General features: G+C 60.7%; 18 protein-coding genes and 1 other RNA gene. 8 read left to right on the top strand and 11 right to left on the bottom strand.

Annotation, left to right across the window (positions count from 1 at the left end):
• Positions 1–56: 56 nt before the first annotated feature.
• Positions 57–650: a LysE family translocator gene (locus J2X43_RS13815; RefSeq protein WP_310294695.1), complete on the bottom strand. Its 594-nt coding sequence runs from the start codon at positions 648–650 to the stop codon at positions 57–59.
• 162 nt (positions 651–812) lie between these two features.
• On the opposite strand from J2X43_RS13815, the gene J2X43_RS13810 reads away from it, so the two are divergent.
• Complete coding sequence (locus J2X43_RS13810) at positions 813–1,661, top strand: aldo/keto reductase (RefSeq protein ID WP_310294694.1); 849 nt, start codon at positions 813–815, stop codon at positions 1,659–1,661.
• Between the two features lie 73 nt (positions 1,662–1,734).
• On the opposite strand, the gene ilvN is transcribed toward J2X43_RS13810, so the two are convergent.
• The gene (ilvN, locus tag J2X43_RS13805; RefSeq protein ID WP_112387039.1) at positions 1,735–2,307 is read right to left on the bottom strand and encodes an acetolactate synthase small subunit; all 573 of its coding nucleotides are present in this window, start codon (positions 2,305–2,307) and stop codon (positions 1,735–1,737) included.
• Between the two features lie 22 nt (positions 2,308–2,329).
• A complete protein-coding gene (locus J2X43_RS13800; RefSeq protein WP_310294693.1) occupies positions 2,330–4,126 on the bottom strand; it encodes an acetolactate synthase 3 large subunit in 1,797 nt (598 codons plus the stop codon).
• Between the two features lie 348 nt (positions 4,127–4,474).
• Between J2X43_RS13800 and J2X43_RS13795 the strand changes: the two genes are divergently transcribed.
• Positions 4,475–6,520, top strand: coding sequence for a helicase HerA domain-containing protein (locus J2X43_RS13795; RefSeq protein WP_310294692.1), 2,046 nt, complete (start codon positions 4,475–4,477; stop codon positions 6,518–6,520).
• Between the two features lie 4 nt (positions 6,521–6,524).
• On the opposite strand, the gene miaA is transcribed toward J2X43_RS13795, so the two are convergent.
• On the bottom strand, positions 6,525–7,424 hold the full coding sequence (gene miaA, locus J2X43_RS13790; protein ID WP_310294691.1) for a tRNA (adenosine(37)-N6)-dimethylallyltransferase MiaA: 900 nt from the start codon (positions 7,422–7,424) through the stop codon (positions 6,525–6,527).
• Here miaA and serB point away from each other — a divergent pair, their 5' ends adjacent.
• Together serB and J2X43_RS13780 are read left to right on the top strand one after the other, a co-directional pair.
• Positions 7,425–8,315, top strand: coding sequence for a phosphoserine phosphatase SerB (gene serB, locus J2X43_RS13785; protein WP_310294690.1), 891 nt, complete (start codon positions 7,425–7,427; stop codon positions 8,313–8,315). It abuts the gene before it with no gap.
• Entirely contained in the window at positions 8,312–8,869 is a 558-nt protein-coding gene (locus J2X43_RS13780; protein WP_310294689.1) for a GNAT family N-acetyltransferase, read from the top strand. The genes serB and J2X43_RS13780 overlap by 4 nt, the downstream gene beginning before the upstream one ends.
• Positions 8,870–9,132: 263 nt before the next feature.
• Here the strand turns inward: J2X43_RS13780 and J2X43_RS13775 are convergent, their stop codons facing one another.
• From J2X43_RS13775 to J2X43_RS13745, 7 genes are all read right to left on the bottom strand, one after another.
• Positions 9,133–10,785, bottom strand: coding sequence for a DegQ family serine endoprotease (locus J2X43_RS13775; protein WP_112387033.1), 1,653 nt, complete (start codon positions 10,783–10,785; stop codon positions 9,133–9,135).
• A gap of 103 nt (positions 10,786–10,888) precedes the next feature.
• Complete coding sequence (locus J2X43_RS13770; protein WP_112387032.1) at positions 10,889–11,074, bottom strand: DUF2065 domain-containing protein; 186 nt, start codon at positions 11,072–11,074, stop codon at positions 10,889–10,891.
• Between the two features lie 10 nt (positions 11,075–11,084).
• Complete coding sequence (locus J2X43_RS13765; protein ID WP_310294686.1) at positions 11,085–12,023, bottom strand: protease modulator HflC; 939 nt, start codon at positions 12,021–12,023, stop codon at positions 11,085–11,087.
• 3 nt (positions 12,024–12,026) lie between these two features.
• On the bottom strand, positions 12,027–13,118 hold the full coding sequence (gene hflK, locus J2X43_RS13760; protein ID WP_112387030.1) for an FtsH protease activity modulator HflK: 1,092 nt from the start codon (positions 13,116–13,118) through the stop codon (positions 12,027–12,029).
• Between the two features lie 149 nt (positions 13,119–13,267).
• Positions 13,268–13,789: a dihydrofolate reductase gene (locus tag J2X43_RS13755; RefSeq protein WP_112515928.1), complete on the bottom strand. Its 522-nt coding sequence runs from the start codon at positions 13,787–13,789 to the stop codon at positions 13,268–13,270.
• A gap of 58 nt (positions 13,790–13,847) precedes the next feature.
• Positions 13,848–14,813, bottom strand: coding sequence for a sensor domain-containing diguanylate cyclase (locus tag J2X43_RS13750; protein WP_310294682.1), 966 nt, complete (start codon positions 14,811–14,813; stop codon positions 13,848–13,850).
• A gap of 149 nt (positions 14,814–14,962) precedes the next feature.
• The gene (locus tag J2X43_RS13745; protein ID WP_112387455.1) at positions 14,963–15,757 is read right to left on the bottom strand and encodes a thymidylate synthase; all 795 of its coding nucleotides are present in this window, start codon (positions 15,755–15,757) and stop codon (positions 14,963–14,965) included.
• Positions 15,758–15,872: 115 nt separating this feature from the next.
• Here J2X43_RS13745 and ssrA point away from each other — a divergent pair.
• The 4 genes from ssrA (at position 15,873) to J2X43_RS13725 (ending at position 17,429) form a co-directional block, all read left to right on the top strand.
• Positions 15,873–16,237, top strand: a transfer-messenger RNA (tmRNA) gene (gene ssrA, locus J2X43_RS13740).
• A gap of 129 nt (positions 16,238–16,366) precedes the next feature.
• Entirely contained in the window at positions 16,367–16,882 is a 516-nt protein-coding gene (locus J2X43_RS13735; RefSeq protein WP_112387028.1) for an SspB family protein, read from the top strand.
• 67 nt (positions 16,883–16,949) lie between these two features.
• Positions 16,950–17,147 carry a DUF4169 family protein gene (locus J2X43_RS13730; protein WP_310294680.1) on the top strand — a complete coding sequence of 66 codons (198 nt, stop codon included), beginning with the start codon at positions 16,950–16,952 and terminating at the stop codon, positions 17,145–17,147.
• 72 nt (positions 17,148–17,219) lie between these two features.
• Positions 17,220–17,429, top strand: coding sequence for a ribbon-helix-helix domain-containing protein (locus tag J2X43_RS13725; RefSeq protein ID WP_310294678.1), 210 nt, complete (start codon positions 17,220–17,222; stop codon positions 17,427–17,429).
• Positions 17,430–17,579: the final 150 nt, after the last annotated feature.

The following is a 17,579-nucleotide window of genomic DNA, read 5'->3' as shown; positions in this document are numbered from 1 at the left end:
TGTCGAACCCTGTTTAGGCCTTTGCGATCCAGCCGCCAAGCCACATCAGGCAAAACTCATTTCAGCATCGGCCAAAGGCTGAGCACCAGCAGCAAGGCCATGGTGATGTTGAACCATTTGAGCCTGGCCGGATCAGACAGCCAGTCGCGCAGCGCCGAACCGAAACCGGCCCATGTGGAAACGCTGGGGACATTGACCAGCGCAAAAGCCAGGCCGACGATCAGGACGCTGACGAGATAGAGATCCGGGTTCGTATAGGTCGCCATCGCGGTCACGGCCATGACCCAGGCTTTCGGATTGATCCACTGAAAGGCCGCGGCCGACAGGAAGGACATCGGCGCAGCGCTCGTCTTGCCCTCGCTCAGCGAGCGCGACGAACCGATCTTCCACGCGATCCACAGCAGATAGGCGCCACCGGCAAACTTCAACACCGTGTAGAGCGCCGGAACCGTATGGAGGACCGCACCCAACCCCAGTCCGACGGCGAGCAACAGCGACAGGAAGCCGGCGCCGATGCCCAGCATATGCGGGATCGTCCGGCGGAAGCCGAAATTCACCCCCGAGGTGAACAGCATCATGTTGTTCGGCCCCGGCGTGATCGACGTCGTGAAGGCAAACAGCACCAGCGCTGCGAACGTATCCAATGGCATCGACGTCCTCCCGGAAGGACCGGCTTTTTCGCGGCCCCTTATTTAGGTCAGTGTAGCTGCCCTAATTTTCCTGTTCCATCAGATCATTGTCACCGTGACAGGATTGCTTGAAAGATGGACTATCGGCGCAATCTCCTCAACTGCATCAGGAAAGGCAGAGCCATGCAGGAAGACATCATCCCGGCCATCGCGTTCCCGGATGGCACCGAAGTCCCGGCCCTTGGCCAGGGCACCTGGAACATGGGCGAGCGCGCTTCCGAGGCCGACCGCGAGATCGCGAGTCTGAAGGCCGGTATCGAGCTCGGCATGACATTGATCGACACCGCCGAAATGTATGGCGAAGGCGGCGCCGAGCGCATCGTCGGCCGCGCCATCAAGGGGCAGCGCGACAAGGTGTTCATCACCAGCAAGGTCTATCCGCACAATGCCAGCCGCACCGGCACCATCGAAGCCTGCAACCGCAGCCTCTCGCGCCTTAGCATCGACCGCATCGACCTCTATCTGCTGCACTGGCGTGGCGAATATGCACTCACGGAGACGGTGGAAGCCTTCGAAGAGTTGATGGACGCCGGAAAGATCGGCGCCTGGGGCGTTTCGAACTTCGACACGGACGATATGGAGGAGCTCTTCTCGGTCCCGGGCGGCCGCAGATGCGCCGCCAATCAAGTGCTCTTCAATCTGGCGCGCCGCGGCATCGAATACGACCTCCTGCCCTGGTGCCAGAAGCACGGCGTCCCCGTCATGGCCTATTCGCCGATCGAGCAGGGCCGTATCCTGCACAATCCGGAACTGATCCGCATCGCCAAGGCCAATCAGGCAACACCGGCGCAGATCGCCTTGGCCTTCGTGCTCGAACGCGACGGCGTCATCGCCATCCCGAAGACATCGAGCGCCGAGCGCGCCGCTGAGAACCGCGACAGCGTCACGCTCGATCTCAGCGACGAGGACTGGGCAGCACTCGACAAGGTCTTCCCGCCACCCGGACGCAAGTCGTCGCTGGAGATGCTCTGACCGGCCGCGGCAAAATGAAAACGCCTGGGCCAAAGACCCGGGCGCTCTCGAATTTTGCCTATCAGCGTCAGGCTTACATGCCCTGCGCGCCACGGTTCATCGCCGCGATGCCGGTACGGCAGACTTCGATGAGGCCGAGTGGCTTCATCACCGAGACGAACTGGTCGATCTTCGAGGACTTGCCGGTGATCTCGAGAATGAAGTGATCGACGGTGGCATCGACCACCTTGGCATGGAAAGCATCGGCAAGACGCAGCGTCTCGGCGCGTGCGTCGCCGGAGCCGACGACCTTGATCAGCGCCACTTCACGCTCGATCGGCCGGTCCTGGCCGAGTTCGCGGGCCCGCACCGTCAGATCGACGACACGGTGAACGGGAACGATGCGTTCCAGCTGCGCCTTGATCTGCTCCAGCACCTGCGGCGTGCCGCGCGTCACAACTGTGATGCGCGACAGATGCGCCTGATGCTCGGTTTCCGAGACCGTCAGGCTTTCGATGTTATATCCGCGGCCAGAAAACAGGCCGATGACCCGGGCTAGGACGCCCGGCTCGTTGTCGACGAGGACCGAAAGCGTGTGGCTCTCGGCTGCGGCGGTTTCCGGCGAAATGAAGTAGGCGGAACCGGTCGGCTGTAGGTGTGCGTTCATTGTCTTCTTCCTCTACTTCAGATCAAACGAGCGCACGGCCCTTGGCATCGATGGCATTGGCGACGGCTTCGTCTGTCGCTTCGTCCGGCAGCAGCATCTCGTTGTGAGCCTTGCCCGACGGGATCATCGGGAAGCAGTTGGCGAGATTGGCAACGCGGCAATCGAAGATGACAGGCTTCTTGACGTCGATCATTTCCTGGATCGTCGCATCGAGCTCGCTGGGCTTCTCGCAACGCAGGCCAACGGCGCCGTAGGCTTCCGCCAGCTTGACGAAATCAGGCATCGCTTCGGTGTAGGAGTTGGACAGGCGGTTGCCATGCAACAGCTGCTGCCACTGGCGGACCATACCCATATACTGGTTGTTCATGATGAAGATCTTGATCGGCGCTTCATACTGGATCGCCGCCGACATTTCCTGAATGCACATCTGGATCGAGGCATCGCCGGCAATGTCGATAACCAGGCTCTCCGGATGGGCGATCTGAACGCCGAGTGCTGCCGGCAGCCCGTAGCCCATCGTGCCCAGGCCGCCTGAGGTCATCCAGCGGTTCGGCTTTTCGAAACCGTAGAACTGCGCTGCCCACATCTGGTGCTGACCGACTTCGGTGGTGATGTAGGTGTCGCGATCCTTGGTCAGCTCGTAGAGCCTCTCCAGCGCATATTGCGGCATGATCACGTCGTTGCTCTTGGTGTAAGCGAAAGAGTTGCGTGCGCGCCAGCGATTGATGTCAGCCCACCAGTCCGCCGTCTGGCTCTTTGCCGGCTTGTTCGGCAGCGCCCGCCACAGGCGAACCATATCCTCGAGGATGCTGCCGACGTCGCCACGAACAGGGATATCGGCGCGGACGTTCTTGTTGATCGACGACGGATCGATGTCGATATGGATCCTCTTAGAGTTCGGCGAGAAGGCGTTGAGGCGGCCGGTGATGCGGTCGTCGAAACGCGCGCCGATGCAGACCATGACGTCGCAATCATGCATCGCCATGTTGGCTTCGTAGGAGCCATGCATGCCGAGCATCTTCAGCCAGTTCTTGCCAGATGCCGGATAGGCGCCGAGGCCCATCAGCGTCGAGGTGATCGGGAAATCGGTGAGTTCGACCAGCTCGCGCAGCAGCTTCGATGCTTCCGGACCGGAATTGATGACGCCACCACCGCTATAGATGATCGGACGGCGCGCCGTCGCCATCAGCTCGATAGCGGCGTGGATCTGGTTCAGATCGCCTTCGAGCTTCGGCTGATAGCTCTTCTGAATGATATGCGCGGATGGCGGCGTGTAGGTGCCGGTCGCAAACTGGATGTCTTTCGGAATATCGACCAGAACCGGACCAGGGCGGCCGGACTGCGCGATGCGGAAGGCTTCATGAATGATCGCCGCCAGCTGGTTGACGTCCTTGACCAGCCAGTTGTGCTTTGTGCACGGCCGGGTGATGCCGACGGTATCAGCTTCCTGGAAAGCGTCGGAGCCGATCAGCGAGGTCGGAACCTGACCGCTGAGGCAAACGAGAGGAACCGAATCCATCAGCGCGTCCTGCAGCGGCGTAACAGCGTTCGTCGCACCGGGACCCGAGGTGACCAGCATGACGCCGACCTTGCCGGTGGAACGGGCATAGCCTTCGGCCGCGTGGCCGGCGCCCTGCTCGTGGCGCACCAGGATGTGCTTGATCTCGTCCTGCTGGAAGATCTCGTCATAGATCGGAAGCACGGCGCCACCCGGATATCCGAAGATATGCTCGACGCCGTTGTCCTTCAGCGCCCGGAGTACGATCTCCGCTCCCGTCATCCGATTGCTGTCTGCCGTCTGGTTGTCCGTGCCCGTCATTTTTCTGTTCCGTTTTGACTGCTGGGATTGAAGTTTGTGGTCGGCAAGCCTGAATTTCAGGCATAAAAAAAGGCCCCTGAGGGAGCCTGTCATCTAGCGCATGGGTGGCTACCGCCGGATGGTTACACCATCCTGCCCATGCGCTTTCCCACCACAATAAGAATTGCTGCTATTTTCATGGGCGCAATTGATAGACAGAAAATTTCGTAGCGTCAACGCCAGCCGAAATAAAAAACCGCCTTGGTGGGAAAGCCTCTCCTACAGGTTCTCACCCTCCAGAATTAAGGGCCGGAACCATTTGTTAAAAGATAAATCATATCTTTGTCCGCTAACGCAGGGAGTAGGCCGTTGCGCAACAACGACTTGCAGACGTCAGGTAAAGCCGGCGAGCATGACCGCCGCGATATGGGGAAACGGGGAAACCGTTTTCTCGGCCGTGTCGTCGCGTGCAGCGGATCCCGCACAACAATCGCCGCCGTCGCCGAAGCCGGCGGGACTGATCTCACCGAACTCTGGTCCGTCGGACGGTTGATTTCGATCAGCGTCGGACGCAATCGCGTCGTCGCCCTCGTCTACCAGATGAATACCGGCTCTCACATGTGGGGTGAAGGCGAGGATAACGGCTTCAGCATCGAGGCCGAGCTGCTGGGCGAAGTGCGCGTCGAAGAAGACGGACGCGAGGAGTTTTCCACCGGCATCTCGCGCTACCCCTATCTTGGCGCCGTGGCACACCGCATACGCTCGGCCGACCTGATGCGGATCTACGATGCAGGCGTAGGTACCACTGCTGTCATCGGCAATCTGACCCAGGACGAAAGCATCGACGCGGCGATCCACGTGCCCTCGATGCTGTCGAAGCATTTCGCCGTCGTCGGCTCGACAGGCGTCGGCAAGTCGACCGCCGTTTCGCTGTTGCTCAACAAGGCGATAGAAGCCGATCCGAAGCTGCGCGTGCTGATCCTCGACCCGCACAACGAGTTCGCAGCCGCCTTCCCCAAACATTCCGTGGTCATCGACACCGATACGCTCGACCTGCCCTTCTGGCTGATGCGGCTGGAGGAATTCGCCGAAGTGGTCTTCCGCGGCCGTCCGCCGGTCCCCGAAGAGCTGGACATGCTGCGCGACATCATGCCGGACGCCAAGCGCGCCTTCCGCGGCAGCGACAGCTCGCTGGTGCGCCGCACGACGGAAAAGAGCTCGATCACCGCCGATACGCCGGTTCCCTACCGAATGGCCGATCTGCTGGCGCTGATCGACGAACGCATCGGCCGCCTGGAAGGCCGCGCTGAAAAGCCGTTCCTGCGATCCTTGAAGATGCGCATTATCGCGGCGATCAACGACCCGCGCTATCACTTCATGTTCTCCAACAACACGATCTCCGACACGATCACAGAGACCGTGGCACAGATCTTCCGCATTCCGGGCGAAGGCCGCCCGATCTGCACCTTCCAGCTTTCCGGCATTCCCTCCGAGGTCGTAAATTCGGTCGCCTCGGTGCTCTGCCGCATGGCCTTCGAAGTCGGCCTCTGGAGCGAAGGCGCGATCCACATGCTCGTCGTCTGCGAAGAGGCGCACCGCTACATCCCGGCAGACCCGACGCTCGGCTTCGTGCCGACTCGCCAGGCGATCGCCCGTATCGCCAAGGAAGGCCGCAAATACGGCGTGTCGCTCGGCATCATCACCCAGCGCCCCGGCGAACTCGACCAGACGATCCTGTCGCAGTGCTCGACGCTGTTTGCCATGCGTCTTGCTAACGACCGCGACCAGGAAATCATTCGCTCCGCGATCCCCAACTCGTCGATCTCGACGACAAGCTTCATCTCCTCGATCGGCAATGGCGAGGCCATCGCCTTTGGCGAGGCGATCAGCGTTCCGATGCGCATGCGCTTCTCGCGGGTGCCGGAACACCTGCTGCCGAAAGCCAATGGCGCCACGGCCAAACATTCGGACGACGATCCGGATACAGTCGATCTGCGCAAGATCGTCAGCCGCATGCGTGCCGTCAGCGGCGCTGCAGGGCCTGACATCTCGTCGTTTCAGAATAGCTTCAGCGCTGCGATGCAGAGCGACATGCTATTCGACGACGAGGAGCCGCCGGAAGGGCAGCCCTATCCGCAGCCAGTCGCAGCCCCCCCGATGTCGCCGTCCGATCCGTACCGGCCGGATATGCTGCCCCGAGCTTACGCATCTCAGGATCAGCAGCCCACAGCCGCCGGATCGATCGACAGCCGCCTTGAAGCGCTGCGGCGCGAGATACGCCGGGAAGAGGCCAGCCAGCCCCGCGTATTCGGCAACCAGGAACCGGCCCCGTCGATCCGCCGGGAGCCAGGAACATCGCCACTGCGCGAAAGCATTCTCAAGAAGCCGCTAAGCAGCCTCTACAAAAAAGACTGATTGCTTACGCGGTCTGCGAAAGCCGCGTCCAGCTCTCGTCCATCTGGTTGCGAAACCACGTCATCTGCCGCTTCGCATATTGGCGCGTCGCAGCCGAGCCCTTTTCGATCACCTCGGCGCGGGTCATCTGGCCTTCGAACATCGCGGCGATCTGTGAAACGCCGATCGCCTTCATGACGGGCATGTCGGCGGGAAGCGCCAGCGCCAGCAGCGCCCTCACCTCGTCTTCGGCACCCTGCTCCAGCATCTTTTCGAAACGGCCGTTGATGCGCTCATGCAGGATCGCACGATCCGGCAGCACGACGATCTTCTCTGCGGCATCAGGATCGACGATGACTGGTCCGGCCTTTCCCTGGAACTCAGATATCGACCGTCCCGTCGCCTCAAGCATTTCGAGCGCCCGGACAATCCTCTGGCCATCGACCGGATTGAGGCTCTCGGCCATCGGTGGATCCCTGGATTGCAAGGCCGCGTAGAGTGCTGCTGGCCCCTCCTCGGTCAACTGCCGCCTGAGCCGCGCCCGGATCGCATCGGGAATTTCGGGCATGTCGGACAGACCACCAGTCAGCGCCTTGAAATAGAGCCCCGTACCGCCGACGAAGACTGGCAATTGCCCCCTGCTCTGCAGCTCGGGAAGCAGCGCCGTGACGTCGCGCAGCCAGGCACCGGTCGAATATGCCGCGCCCGCCGGCACATGCCCGTAGAGATGATGCGGCACCCCCTCCATATCCTCGCCGGAAGGGCGCGCGGTCAGTACCCGCAGCGTGTCATAGACCTGCATGCTGTCGGCATTGATCACGACGCCGCCATGCTGCTTTGCCAGCTTCACGGCAAGCGCGGACTTGCCGCTGGCGGTCGGCCCGGTTATCAGGATCGCACTCGTTGTGCTCAGAAGGTTTTCCATATGGCTCTCGTTGCCACGCTTGTTGCCAATCCGTCAAACCCCGTTCTGTCACCGGCGCTTGCCGAGAAGGCACATGACAGCGTCAACGCCGCCGGTCTCTACTGGCTGGCAGACGGAATTGCCTGCGATATTGCCCTTCGCGACGGCTCGAATGCAGCAGAGGCGGAGGCCGCGATCCGCGCCGTCATTGGCAATGAGCCTGTGGATGTCGTGGTGCAGGAGGCCGAGACGCGCCGTAAAAAGCTGCTGATCGCCGATATGGATTCGACGATGATCGGCCAGGAATGCATCGACGAGCTCGCCGCCGAAGTCGGCCTCAAGGACAAGGTCGCGTCCATCACCGCCCGCGCCATGAACGGCGAGATCGCCTTCGAACCGGCACTGCGCGAGCGTGTGGCGCTGCTGAAGGGCCTGCCGATCTCCGTCGTGGATGATGTCATCGCCAAGCGCATCACGCTGACGCCGGGCGGCATGGAACTGATCGCCACGATGAAGGCCAAGGGCTTCTACACCGCTCTGGTCTCCGGCGGCTTCACCGTCTTCACCAGCCGTATCGCCGCCACCCTCGGCTTCGACGAGAACCGCGCCAACCTGCTGCTCGAAGAGAACGGCACCCTGTCAGGCTTCGTCGCCGAACCGATTCTCGGCAAGCAGGCGAAGGTCGATGCGCTGAACGACATCGCCGAAAAGCTCGGCATTTCGCCCGAAGAGTCGATGGCGGTCGGAGACGGCGCCAACGATCTCGGTATGATCCATCTCGCAGGCTCGGGCGTTGCCTTGCACGCCAAGCCGGCCGTTGCCGCCGAGGCGAAGATGCGCATCAACCACAGTGACCTCACCGCCCTGCTCTACATCCAGGGATATCGCAAAACGGACTTCGTAACGCCATGACCGGGACCATCCTTGCGACAGAGCGCTTGATCATCCGCAACTGGCGTGAGGAGGATCGAGACCTCTTCCACGAGATCAATTCCGATCCTGACGTCATGGAATTCTTTCCGAAGCGGCGTAACCGCGCGGAATCGGACGAATTTTTCGACTATGCTCAAAGAATGATCGCCGAAACCGGCCTCGGCTTTTACGCTCTGGAACTGACGGCCACCGGCGAAACGCTCGGTTTCTGCGGCATCGTGCGGACCTCGCATGAGCCGGCGATCCCCGACGGTACCGTCGAAATCGGCTGGCGGCTGGCAAAGCGCCATTGGGGCGCGGGCTATGTGAGCGAGGCCGCAACGGCACTGCTCAAACACGGCTTCGAAAACCACGGTCTCAAGGAAATCGTCGCCTTCACCGTCCCGCAAAACCGCCGCTCCCGCGCCGTAATGCAGCGCATCGGCATGACTCACCGCCCCGAGCGCGATTTCAATCACCCGAAGGTCCCGGACACAGCGCCACAATTCGTGCGCCATGTCCTTTATGCCATCAGCGCGCCCGAGCGCGGCTAAGCGACCTTTTTTGCCAAAATTGAAGGTTGCCGCCTGAGCAAATCTCAGCGGTAATCAGACATCTTGAATTTCCCGATCGCGCACGGCGCATCTGCTTGTGAGAAAACGCGCCTTAAGCAATCGTTCGTTGACAGAGCAGGAAGCTCGCGAGCTACAAAAGCTCGCGCAACTTTCGGAAGCGGAGGTCGATACCAGCGACATTCCCGAGATCAGCGAAGAGCAATGGCGTCTCGCGACGAAGGCGCGCCCGAGGCACGCTAAGCCTACTCCATCGGCACAGCGATGAAGCGCAGGTCGCCGTTGGCGGCGGCGATCATCATCTGGGCGTTGCGGCGGCCTTCCTGCTTCAGGGACTGAACCTTGGCGGCAACGGCATCCGGCGACTTCATAAATTCCTGGGCGACCTCGACGATCACGTCGCCGGGCTTCAGGCCCTTTTCTGCAGCAGCCGATCCGGGCGTCACTTCGGTCACAACGACGCCATCGACGCTCTCGGCGATGTTGAAGGTCTTGCGGATATCGGGGTTGAGCTGCGACAGCGACAGGCCGAGCACGTTCTTCGGCAATGCCGCATCCGGCGCCACCTGACCCTGCTGGTCCGCCTGGCCCTGATTTCCCTTGGCATCCGGTGCCTTGTTCTCCGTGCCCTTGTTGTCGGGCGACGGTTGAGCCTGACCGCTATCCGGCTCGTCCATATCGTCGTTCTCGCCGGGATCGGGGTTGATCACGCCGCCATCCGAAGAGCCGCCGCTATCGCCGCTCGCCGCAGCAGCCTGATCGCTATCCTCCAGACGCCCGAGCGTCACTTTGACGGTCTGCTCCTTGCCGTCGCGGAGCACCAGGACATCGACTTCCTTGCCGACAGGGCTTTCGGCAACGACACGCGGCAGATCGCGCATCTCGTTGACCGCCTTGCCGTCGAATTTGAGGATCACGTCTCCAGCCTTGATCGAGCCGTTATCGACCGGTCCGCCCTTGATGACGCCTGCGACAAGCGCGCCCTTGGCGGCATCGAGGCCGAGGCTGTCGGCGACATCATCGGTCACCGGCTGGATGCGAACGCCGAGCCAGCCGCGCCGCGTCTCGCCATATTCGCGCAGCTGCGCCACGACACCCGAAGCGAGCTCCGACGGCACCGAGAAGCCGATGCCGATCGAGCCGCCGCTTGGCGAAATGATCGCCGTGTTGATGCCGATGACTTCGCCCTTCATGTTGAACAGCGGACCACCGGAATTGCCCTTGTTGATCGCCGCATCCGTCTGGATGAAGTTGTCATAGGGACCGGCATTGATGTTGCGGCCGCGGCCGGAAATGATACCGACGGTGACGGAGCCGCCGAAGCCGAACGGATTGCCGATCGCCATCACCCAGTCGCCGATGCGCATGCCGCTGGAATCGCCGAACTTGACGAATTTGAGCGGCGCCTTCGGCTCGACCTTCAAGACGGAAAGATCGGTCTTGGTATCCGTACCGATCAGCTTGGCCTTCAGCTTCGTGCCGTTGGCGAAGTTGATTTCGATGTCGTCGGCGCCTTCGATGACGTGATTGTTGGTGACGATATAGCCGGCCGGATCGATGACGAAGCCGGAGCCGAGCGAGCTGACATTGTGGTTGCCGCCGCCCTTGCCGCCCTGCTGCTTGTTGAAGAAGTCGTTGAAGAATTCCTGAAACGGCGAGCCATCGGGCGCACGCGGCGCCGGGCCCGCCCCTTCGTCGTCCTTCACGTTCTGCGATGTCGAAATGTTCACGACGGCGTCGAGAAGGCCTTCAGCAAGATCGGCGACGGAAGCCGGGCCATTCACCGGCGGCGTTCCCTGGGCTGTAGCGGAGCCGGCAAGACCGATATTGGCAAGAAGGGCAGCGCCGGCCAGGAGAGCGAGCGATCGTCTGAAGGTCGGGCGTGTCGTGGGGGCCATCAAGCTTCCTCATGTCGGGTCAAAGCGGCAGTCTGACCACCAACATAGGGCGGAATGATGGAGCGTGAAATCACCTTTTCGCGAAATCCCGCGCAATCTCAACTTAGCGTCTCAGAAGCCAGACCAAGGCCACGCCAAGGCCAACAGCGGCCAGTCCGAAGGCACGAATCTGCTGCTCGGGGATCGATGGCAGAAGCTTCGACATGCGCACAAGAAAACGAGGGGCCAGTGCATAGACCAGCCCCTCGATGATGAGAAAGAATGCAAGTCCCGTCAGGAAATCCTGCATTCTTCTATTGTCAGTTTGCCGGTGCGGCAGGTGTTGCCGGAGCCGGAGCAGCCGGCGGTACGGACGGCACGCCGGTCGAGCTGTCGAAGTAACGGAAGAACTCCGAGTTCGGCGACAGAACCAGCGTCGTGTCCTGCGACGACAGCGCCGAGGAATAGGCCGACATCGAGCGATAGAACTCGAAGAACGACGGATCCTTGCCGAAGGATTCGGCGAAGATCCGGTTGCGCTCCGCATCGCCCTGACCGCGCAGGATTTCGGAATCACGCTGCGCTTCCGCAGTGATCTCGACAACCTGACGGTCGGCGACGGCGCGGCGGCGCTGGCCTTCTTCGTTACCCGATGCGCGGATACGCTCGGCTTCCGCCAGACGCTCGGAGCGCATGGCGTTGTAGGTGTTCGGCGCAACCTCCGGCGAAAGATCGGTACGGCGGATGCGGACGTCGTCGATGTTGAGTCCGAGGTTTTCGGCATCGATCCGGAGATCGTCACGGATCTCCAGCATCATCGCAACGCGCTCTTCGGAAAGAGCGGCATTATAGTCACGCAGACCGTAGACGCGGCGTAGCGACGAATCGAGCTGGGCGCGAAGGCGTGCTTCGGCAGCTTCGCGGTCACCCGAAACCGTTTCGCGGAAGCGGCGGACATCGGCGATGTTGTAGATGACGAAGGCGTCGACATCGAAGGTCTGGCCGTCCTGCACCTGTACGCGGATGTTATCGAGGTCGAGGCGAAGGGCCTGCTTCTCGACATACTGGACGCGGTCCGCATCCATGAAGGCGAACGGCAGCTTGAAATAGAGGCCCGGCTCGGTCTTGACCGACTGGATCTGACCGAAGCGGACGACGATCGCCTGCTCCCGTGCATTGACCACGAAGACCGACGAATAGACGATGAAGAGGATGACCGCGAGCGCGATCAGCACCGCGGGAAGTTTATTGGATGTCATGGCTCAACCTCCCTGCTGTGCCGGTTTGCCGATTTCGTTGAGCGGCAGGTAGGGTACGACCCCCTGCTTCTCGTCGATGATGACCTTCTTCGAATTCTTCAGCACCTGTTCCATGGTTTCCAGGAACAGACGCTTGCGCGTCACGTCAGGGGCCTTCGCATATTCGTCGTTGATCGAAGTAAAGCGCTGCGCTTCACCTTCGGCTTCCTTGACGACGCGGTCCTTGTAGGCGGCGGCATCTTCGCGGATCTGAGCCGCCTCGCCTCGCGCCTGACCGAGCCGCTGGTTGGTGTAGCGGTTTGCCTCTTCGATCGTGCTGTCGCGGTCGCGGCCTGCACGCTGCACTTCTTCGAAGGCATCGGAGACTTCACGCGGCGGAGCAACGTTCTGGATGGTCACGCCGGTGACGGTGATACCCGCCTTGTAGCGGTCCATCGTTCCCTGCACGATATTGAGAACATCGGTCTCGATCGGCTGACGGTTGCTGCGGAATGCGTCCTGCGCCGGACGGCGTCCGACGATTTCGCGCATCGCACTGTCGGAAACCTGCTGCAGCGTCTCTGCCGGGTTCTCGACGTTGAAGAGATAGGCCTTCGGATCGCTGACCGTGAAGAACACGGCGAACTGCACGTTAATGACACTGCGGTCACCCGAGAGCATCAGGCCGCTCGAGGATGCAGAGGATGTCGCCCCGATATTCTGCTGCTGCACGGTGACCTTGACCGTTTCGACCGTTTCAAGCGGCCAGAAATGGAAATGCAGGCCCGGCATCGAAACTTCCTGCTTCGGCTGGCCGAAACGCAGTTCCACGCCACGCTCATCCGGCTGGACGATGTAGATGCACTGGAAAATCCAGAACGCCACAAGGATCGCGACAACGATCAGTGCCACACCGCCGTTAAAGCCGCCAGGTACGATCTTGCCGAGCTGATCCTGCCCGCGGCGGATGATGTCTTCGAGATCGGGCGGACCGCCCTTGCCCCCACCACCGCCTTTTGGACGGTTCGGGCCCTGCCCCCATGGTCCCTGATTATTGTTGTTACCGCCGCCGCCGCCCCATGGGCCGCCGCCGCCATTCTGATTGCTCCAGGGCATCAAAACCTCTTTGTTCGTTGAACTCCCGATCGCATAATGCCCGCGGGGGCGGCAGACGGTAAGCGATTGTGACCGTTATAGGTATCGCCGCCCCTGCTTTCAACGCGACATGCAGGACTTGGTGTTCTTTCTTGGAAAATAATTCGTTATCAGCCGTTACGGCGCTCATAGACGACGTAACGCGTCGGATAGTTGTCCTTTTCGCCGGCGGGCACGTCGAGTGTCTCGACCGGCTTCCACAATGACGCATCGATCGCAGGAAAGGACGTGTCGCCCTCGACCTCGGTCTCGACATGCGTGATGCACAGGCGATCGGCAATCGCCATCGACTGCGCATAGATCTCGCCGCCACCGGCGATGATGATCTCGCTGCCACCGCTGGCGCGCGCCAATCCCTCGGCAAGAGTGACAGCCTCAGCAAGTGAGTGTGCCATGGTGACATCAGGGTGGTCGATCTGCGCCTGCCTGGAAATCACCACATGCGGACGACCCGGCAGCGGCTTGCCGCCAATCGACTCATAGGTCTTGCGGCCCATGACCAACGGCTTTCCTGAGGTCAGCGCCTTGAAGCGCTTCAGATCACTTGACAGCCGCCATGGCATATCGCCGTCCCGGCCGATGGTACCGTTTTCGGAAACCGCAACAACGATTGTCTTCACGATGCCAGACATAGCCGCCCCTCTGCACTGATTGCCGAGCGCGACACCTAACCGCTTCTCAAAAGGAAAGCTAGCCGACCGCCCGCCCGGCTATCACCTGCTGCGGATGCGGATTGCCGAGCCAGATGACGGCGACGCGATCGCCCGTCTGCTTGGCGAGATACATGTAGTTGTCAGCCCGCTTGACGAAGGAAGCCGGCGTATCCGACGGCTCGAGCAGCGCGACGCCGACGGCCGCGCCGACTTCGGTAATAGCGCCGTCGATGGCGATCGGCTTGAAGATACGCTCCGCGGCGTCGTTGACCGTATGGCGCACATCATGAATGAGCACCGGATCGACCTCGATCAGAACCACGAACTCGTCGCCGCCGATGCGGGCGATGAAGTCGTTGGCCCTGAAACTGTCGCGGAAGCGGCTGGCAAGCGTGCGGATCACCTCGTCTCCGGCTCCATGTCCGAGTCGGTCGTTGACCGCCTTGAAACCGTTGAGATCGATGAAAGCGAGCGCCATCGCCTTGTCGGCAGCACGCGCTGCTGCGATCTGCTCGGCAAGCGTCTCGTCGAAACAGGCCCGGTTCGGGAGCCCTGAAAGCGCATCGGTGCGCGCCGACGCCCGCAGCGCCAGTTCGATCTCGCGCTGATGGCGCACGCGGGCCGAGACATCCATGATCACCTCGACATCGAAGGAGACACCGTCGACGATCGTTCTCTGTGCGGAAATCAACGTCGGGATGATCGTGCCGTCGGAATGGCGGATATCGACCTCTTCGAGAACATAGGCGCCCTCTTCGGCCAGCATGCGGTGGCGCCGGTCGCGTGCCGGGTTGTCGATCGCAGCCCCATCCGAGGTCAGCTTCTTGCCGCTGATCTCTTCCCACTTCAGTCCGGTCAACTTCAGATAGGCATCATTGACCTTCGCGTAGCTCGACGTCCTCGTGTCGCTGGTGGTGATTGCCATGGCAATCGGCGCGAACTCGAACATGCGCATCAGCATCGACGAAAGAACGTCTGGAGGAAGGAGGTCAGTATCGTCCATAAAAGCCCCGGGAGCTTCACCTAAGCGGGCGAAAATAACCGAGATCTATTAAGATCTTACTGATGGAATGCCGCCGATTTTCAGACATTGCTGCAAAGTGACGTTTTCCGTCGCAGATGCGGCCTGTTCTTGCCTGAAGTTGCGAAGCCTCAAACGGCGATCGGGGCCTTGATGTTGGCATCGGCGTCATAGCCGACGAGTTCAAAGTCCTCGAACCTGAAGTCGAAGATATCTTTCACATCGCGCTTGATCAGCATCCGCGGCAGCGGCTTCGGATCCCGCGTCAGCTGCAGCTTGGCCTGCTCGAAATGGTTGTGATAAATGTGAGTGTCGCCGAGCGTGTGAACGAACTCGCCGTATTTCAGCCCGGTCACCTGCGCCACCATCATCGTCAGCAGCGCGTAGGAGGCGATGTTGAAGGGTACGCCGAGAAAGACGTCCGCGGAGCGTTGATAGAGCTGGCAGGAAAGCTTGCCGTCGGCGACATAGAACTGAAAGAGGCAGTGGCACGGCGGTAGCGCCATGTTGTCCACCTCGGCCGGGTTCCAGGCCGAGACGATATGGCGGCGCGAATTCGGGTTCTTGATGATGCCGTTCACCAGATTGACGATCTGGTCGATATGACCGCCGTCGGGCGCCGGCCAGGAGCGCCACTGGGCGCCGTAGACAGGCCCGAGGTCACCGTTCTCATCGGCCCATTCGTCCCAGATCGAGACGCCGTTTTCCTTGAGGTAGCGGATATTCGTTTCGCCCTTCAGGAACCACAGAAGCTCGTGGATGATCGAGCGCAGATGCAGTTTCTTGGTGGTCAGGACAGGAAAGCCGTCGTCGAGATCGAAGCGCATCTGATATCCGAAGACGGAGCGCGTGCCGGTACCGGTCCGGTCGCCCCTGTCGGTGCCCTTGTCCATCACATGGGTCAAAAGATCGAGATATTGCTTCATGGCCGCCGGCGACTCCGTTTCCGCCAATATTTAAGCCCTTCCGGACGTGAAACCAACCGCCGCCGCTGAATTATCCAGCCATTTCCGCACCGTCTGCGATGGTTCTGTGACGAAGCCTCTTCCCATGCTGTCAGGAAAACACTATATCAACCCTTGCCGGTCTTCGGACCGGATATGGCGATAAATGAGCGGTGTAATAAACCTATTGGACCCGGGGGCGGTACCCGGCGCCTCCACCAAAAACAGCCGGTTGGCGACTGCTTTTGATGGGGGCGAAATAGGATCGACAAGGGTGTAAAGATCGTCTTTTTGCTCGGCATGATACCGCCGTTATCGGGTCACAAGTGTAGTTGCAAACGACAACAACGCTAAGGAATACGCTCTCGCTGCCTAACGGCGGTGCGGGAATTCCGCTCCAAGTCCTCTAGGTTAGCCCCTTGAGGCGGGGTCCGAAGGCACCTGGCAACAGAAGCCTTCACCTTCTCCCTGCTATTGAAATCATGTATGCTTCTCATCAAGCATGACTCGGAGCGAGACTTTCGCAGGGCGGCCAGACATGGCATATATCCCTGAGAAAAGACTCCCGAACCAACGAAAGACAGGAAAAGCATGGGGCAGGACCACATCCGCTACGACATTCTGGCACAGGACGCGCTTCGTGGCGTCATCCGTAAGGTTCTGTCTGAAGTCGGAACGACGGGCCGCCTCCCCGGCGACCATCACTTTTTTATCACCTTCCTGACCGGCGCTCCCGGCGTGCGCATTTCGCAGCACCTGAAGAGCAAATATCCGGAACAGATGACCATCGTCATCCAGCACCAGTTCTGGGACCTGAAGATCACCGAATCGCTGTTCGAGATCGGCCTGTCTTTCTCCGACGTTCCGGAAAAGCTGGTTATCCCGTTCAATGCCATCCGCGGCTTCTACGATCCTTCGGTGAATTTCGAGCTGGAATTCGACGTGCCGCTGGCCGATGGCGAGGAACTGCCGGAAGCCGAGATCACCGCCTATCCGGTTGCGGCCGAAAAGAGCGAGGAAACCCCGGCTGCAGCCCCTGCCGAAGGCGGCGAGGAGAAGAAGCCCGGTTCCGTCGTCTCGCTCGACGCATTCCGCAAGAAGCAGTAATCCGAAGGGAAGCAATCGCTTCCCTTTTTTCATTCCGGCCCATTTCCTTTGCAGATGGAGGCACGCCGTGAGCGCCGAAATCGTCAATCTCCGCCAGTTCAAGAAGACGCAGGCCCGTTCCGAAAAGGACAGGCAGGCCGAGCAGAACCGTATCAGCTTCGGCCGAACCAAGGCCGAGAAGCAGCTGACGAAGGCGCTGAACGACAAGGCCGAAAAGACACATAACGAGGGCCGGATCGAAAAGGACGGCGGCGAAGAGCGCTGAAAAGCCGTCTCACGCCAGCCATTTATCCTGGTCTCTTGAATCAATCTCTCAAGCAAGCACCGAAACCGGACGATGATCCGCAAGCATTCCGCAACGCTTCATGGCCACCGCACCAGCTTCTCGCTGGAAGATGAATTCTGGTCTGAATTGAGAATGATCGCCGCGGCCCGCTCGATACCGCTTGCCGCCCTGATCTCCGAAATTGACGACGGCCGCGATTCCGAGAGCAACCTCTCCTCGGCATTGCGGCTACATGTCCTGGCCTGGCTGAAGACGCGGTAGATTTGGCGAGGTCGTTGCCGCACCCGTGGGCGCCCGGCAACGACCCCTTGATGGCTAGGTTAGCGGTAACCATCCAAGTTCATCTTATGCAATCTGCAGCCACATAAAACTTGGCCGTTTGTGCGAAGGGCACATCCTTCCAGCCAGCGG

This window comes from Rhizobium sp. BE258 (genome assembly GCF_031457345.1).
GTDB lineage: Bacteria > Pseudomonadota > Alphaproteobacteria > Rhizobiales > Rhizobiaceae > Rhizobium.
Note: the sequence above shows the minus strand (reverse complement) of the source record. Positions and strands in the feature narration are given on the sequence as shown.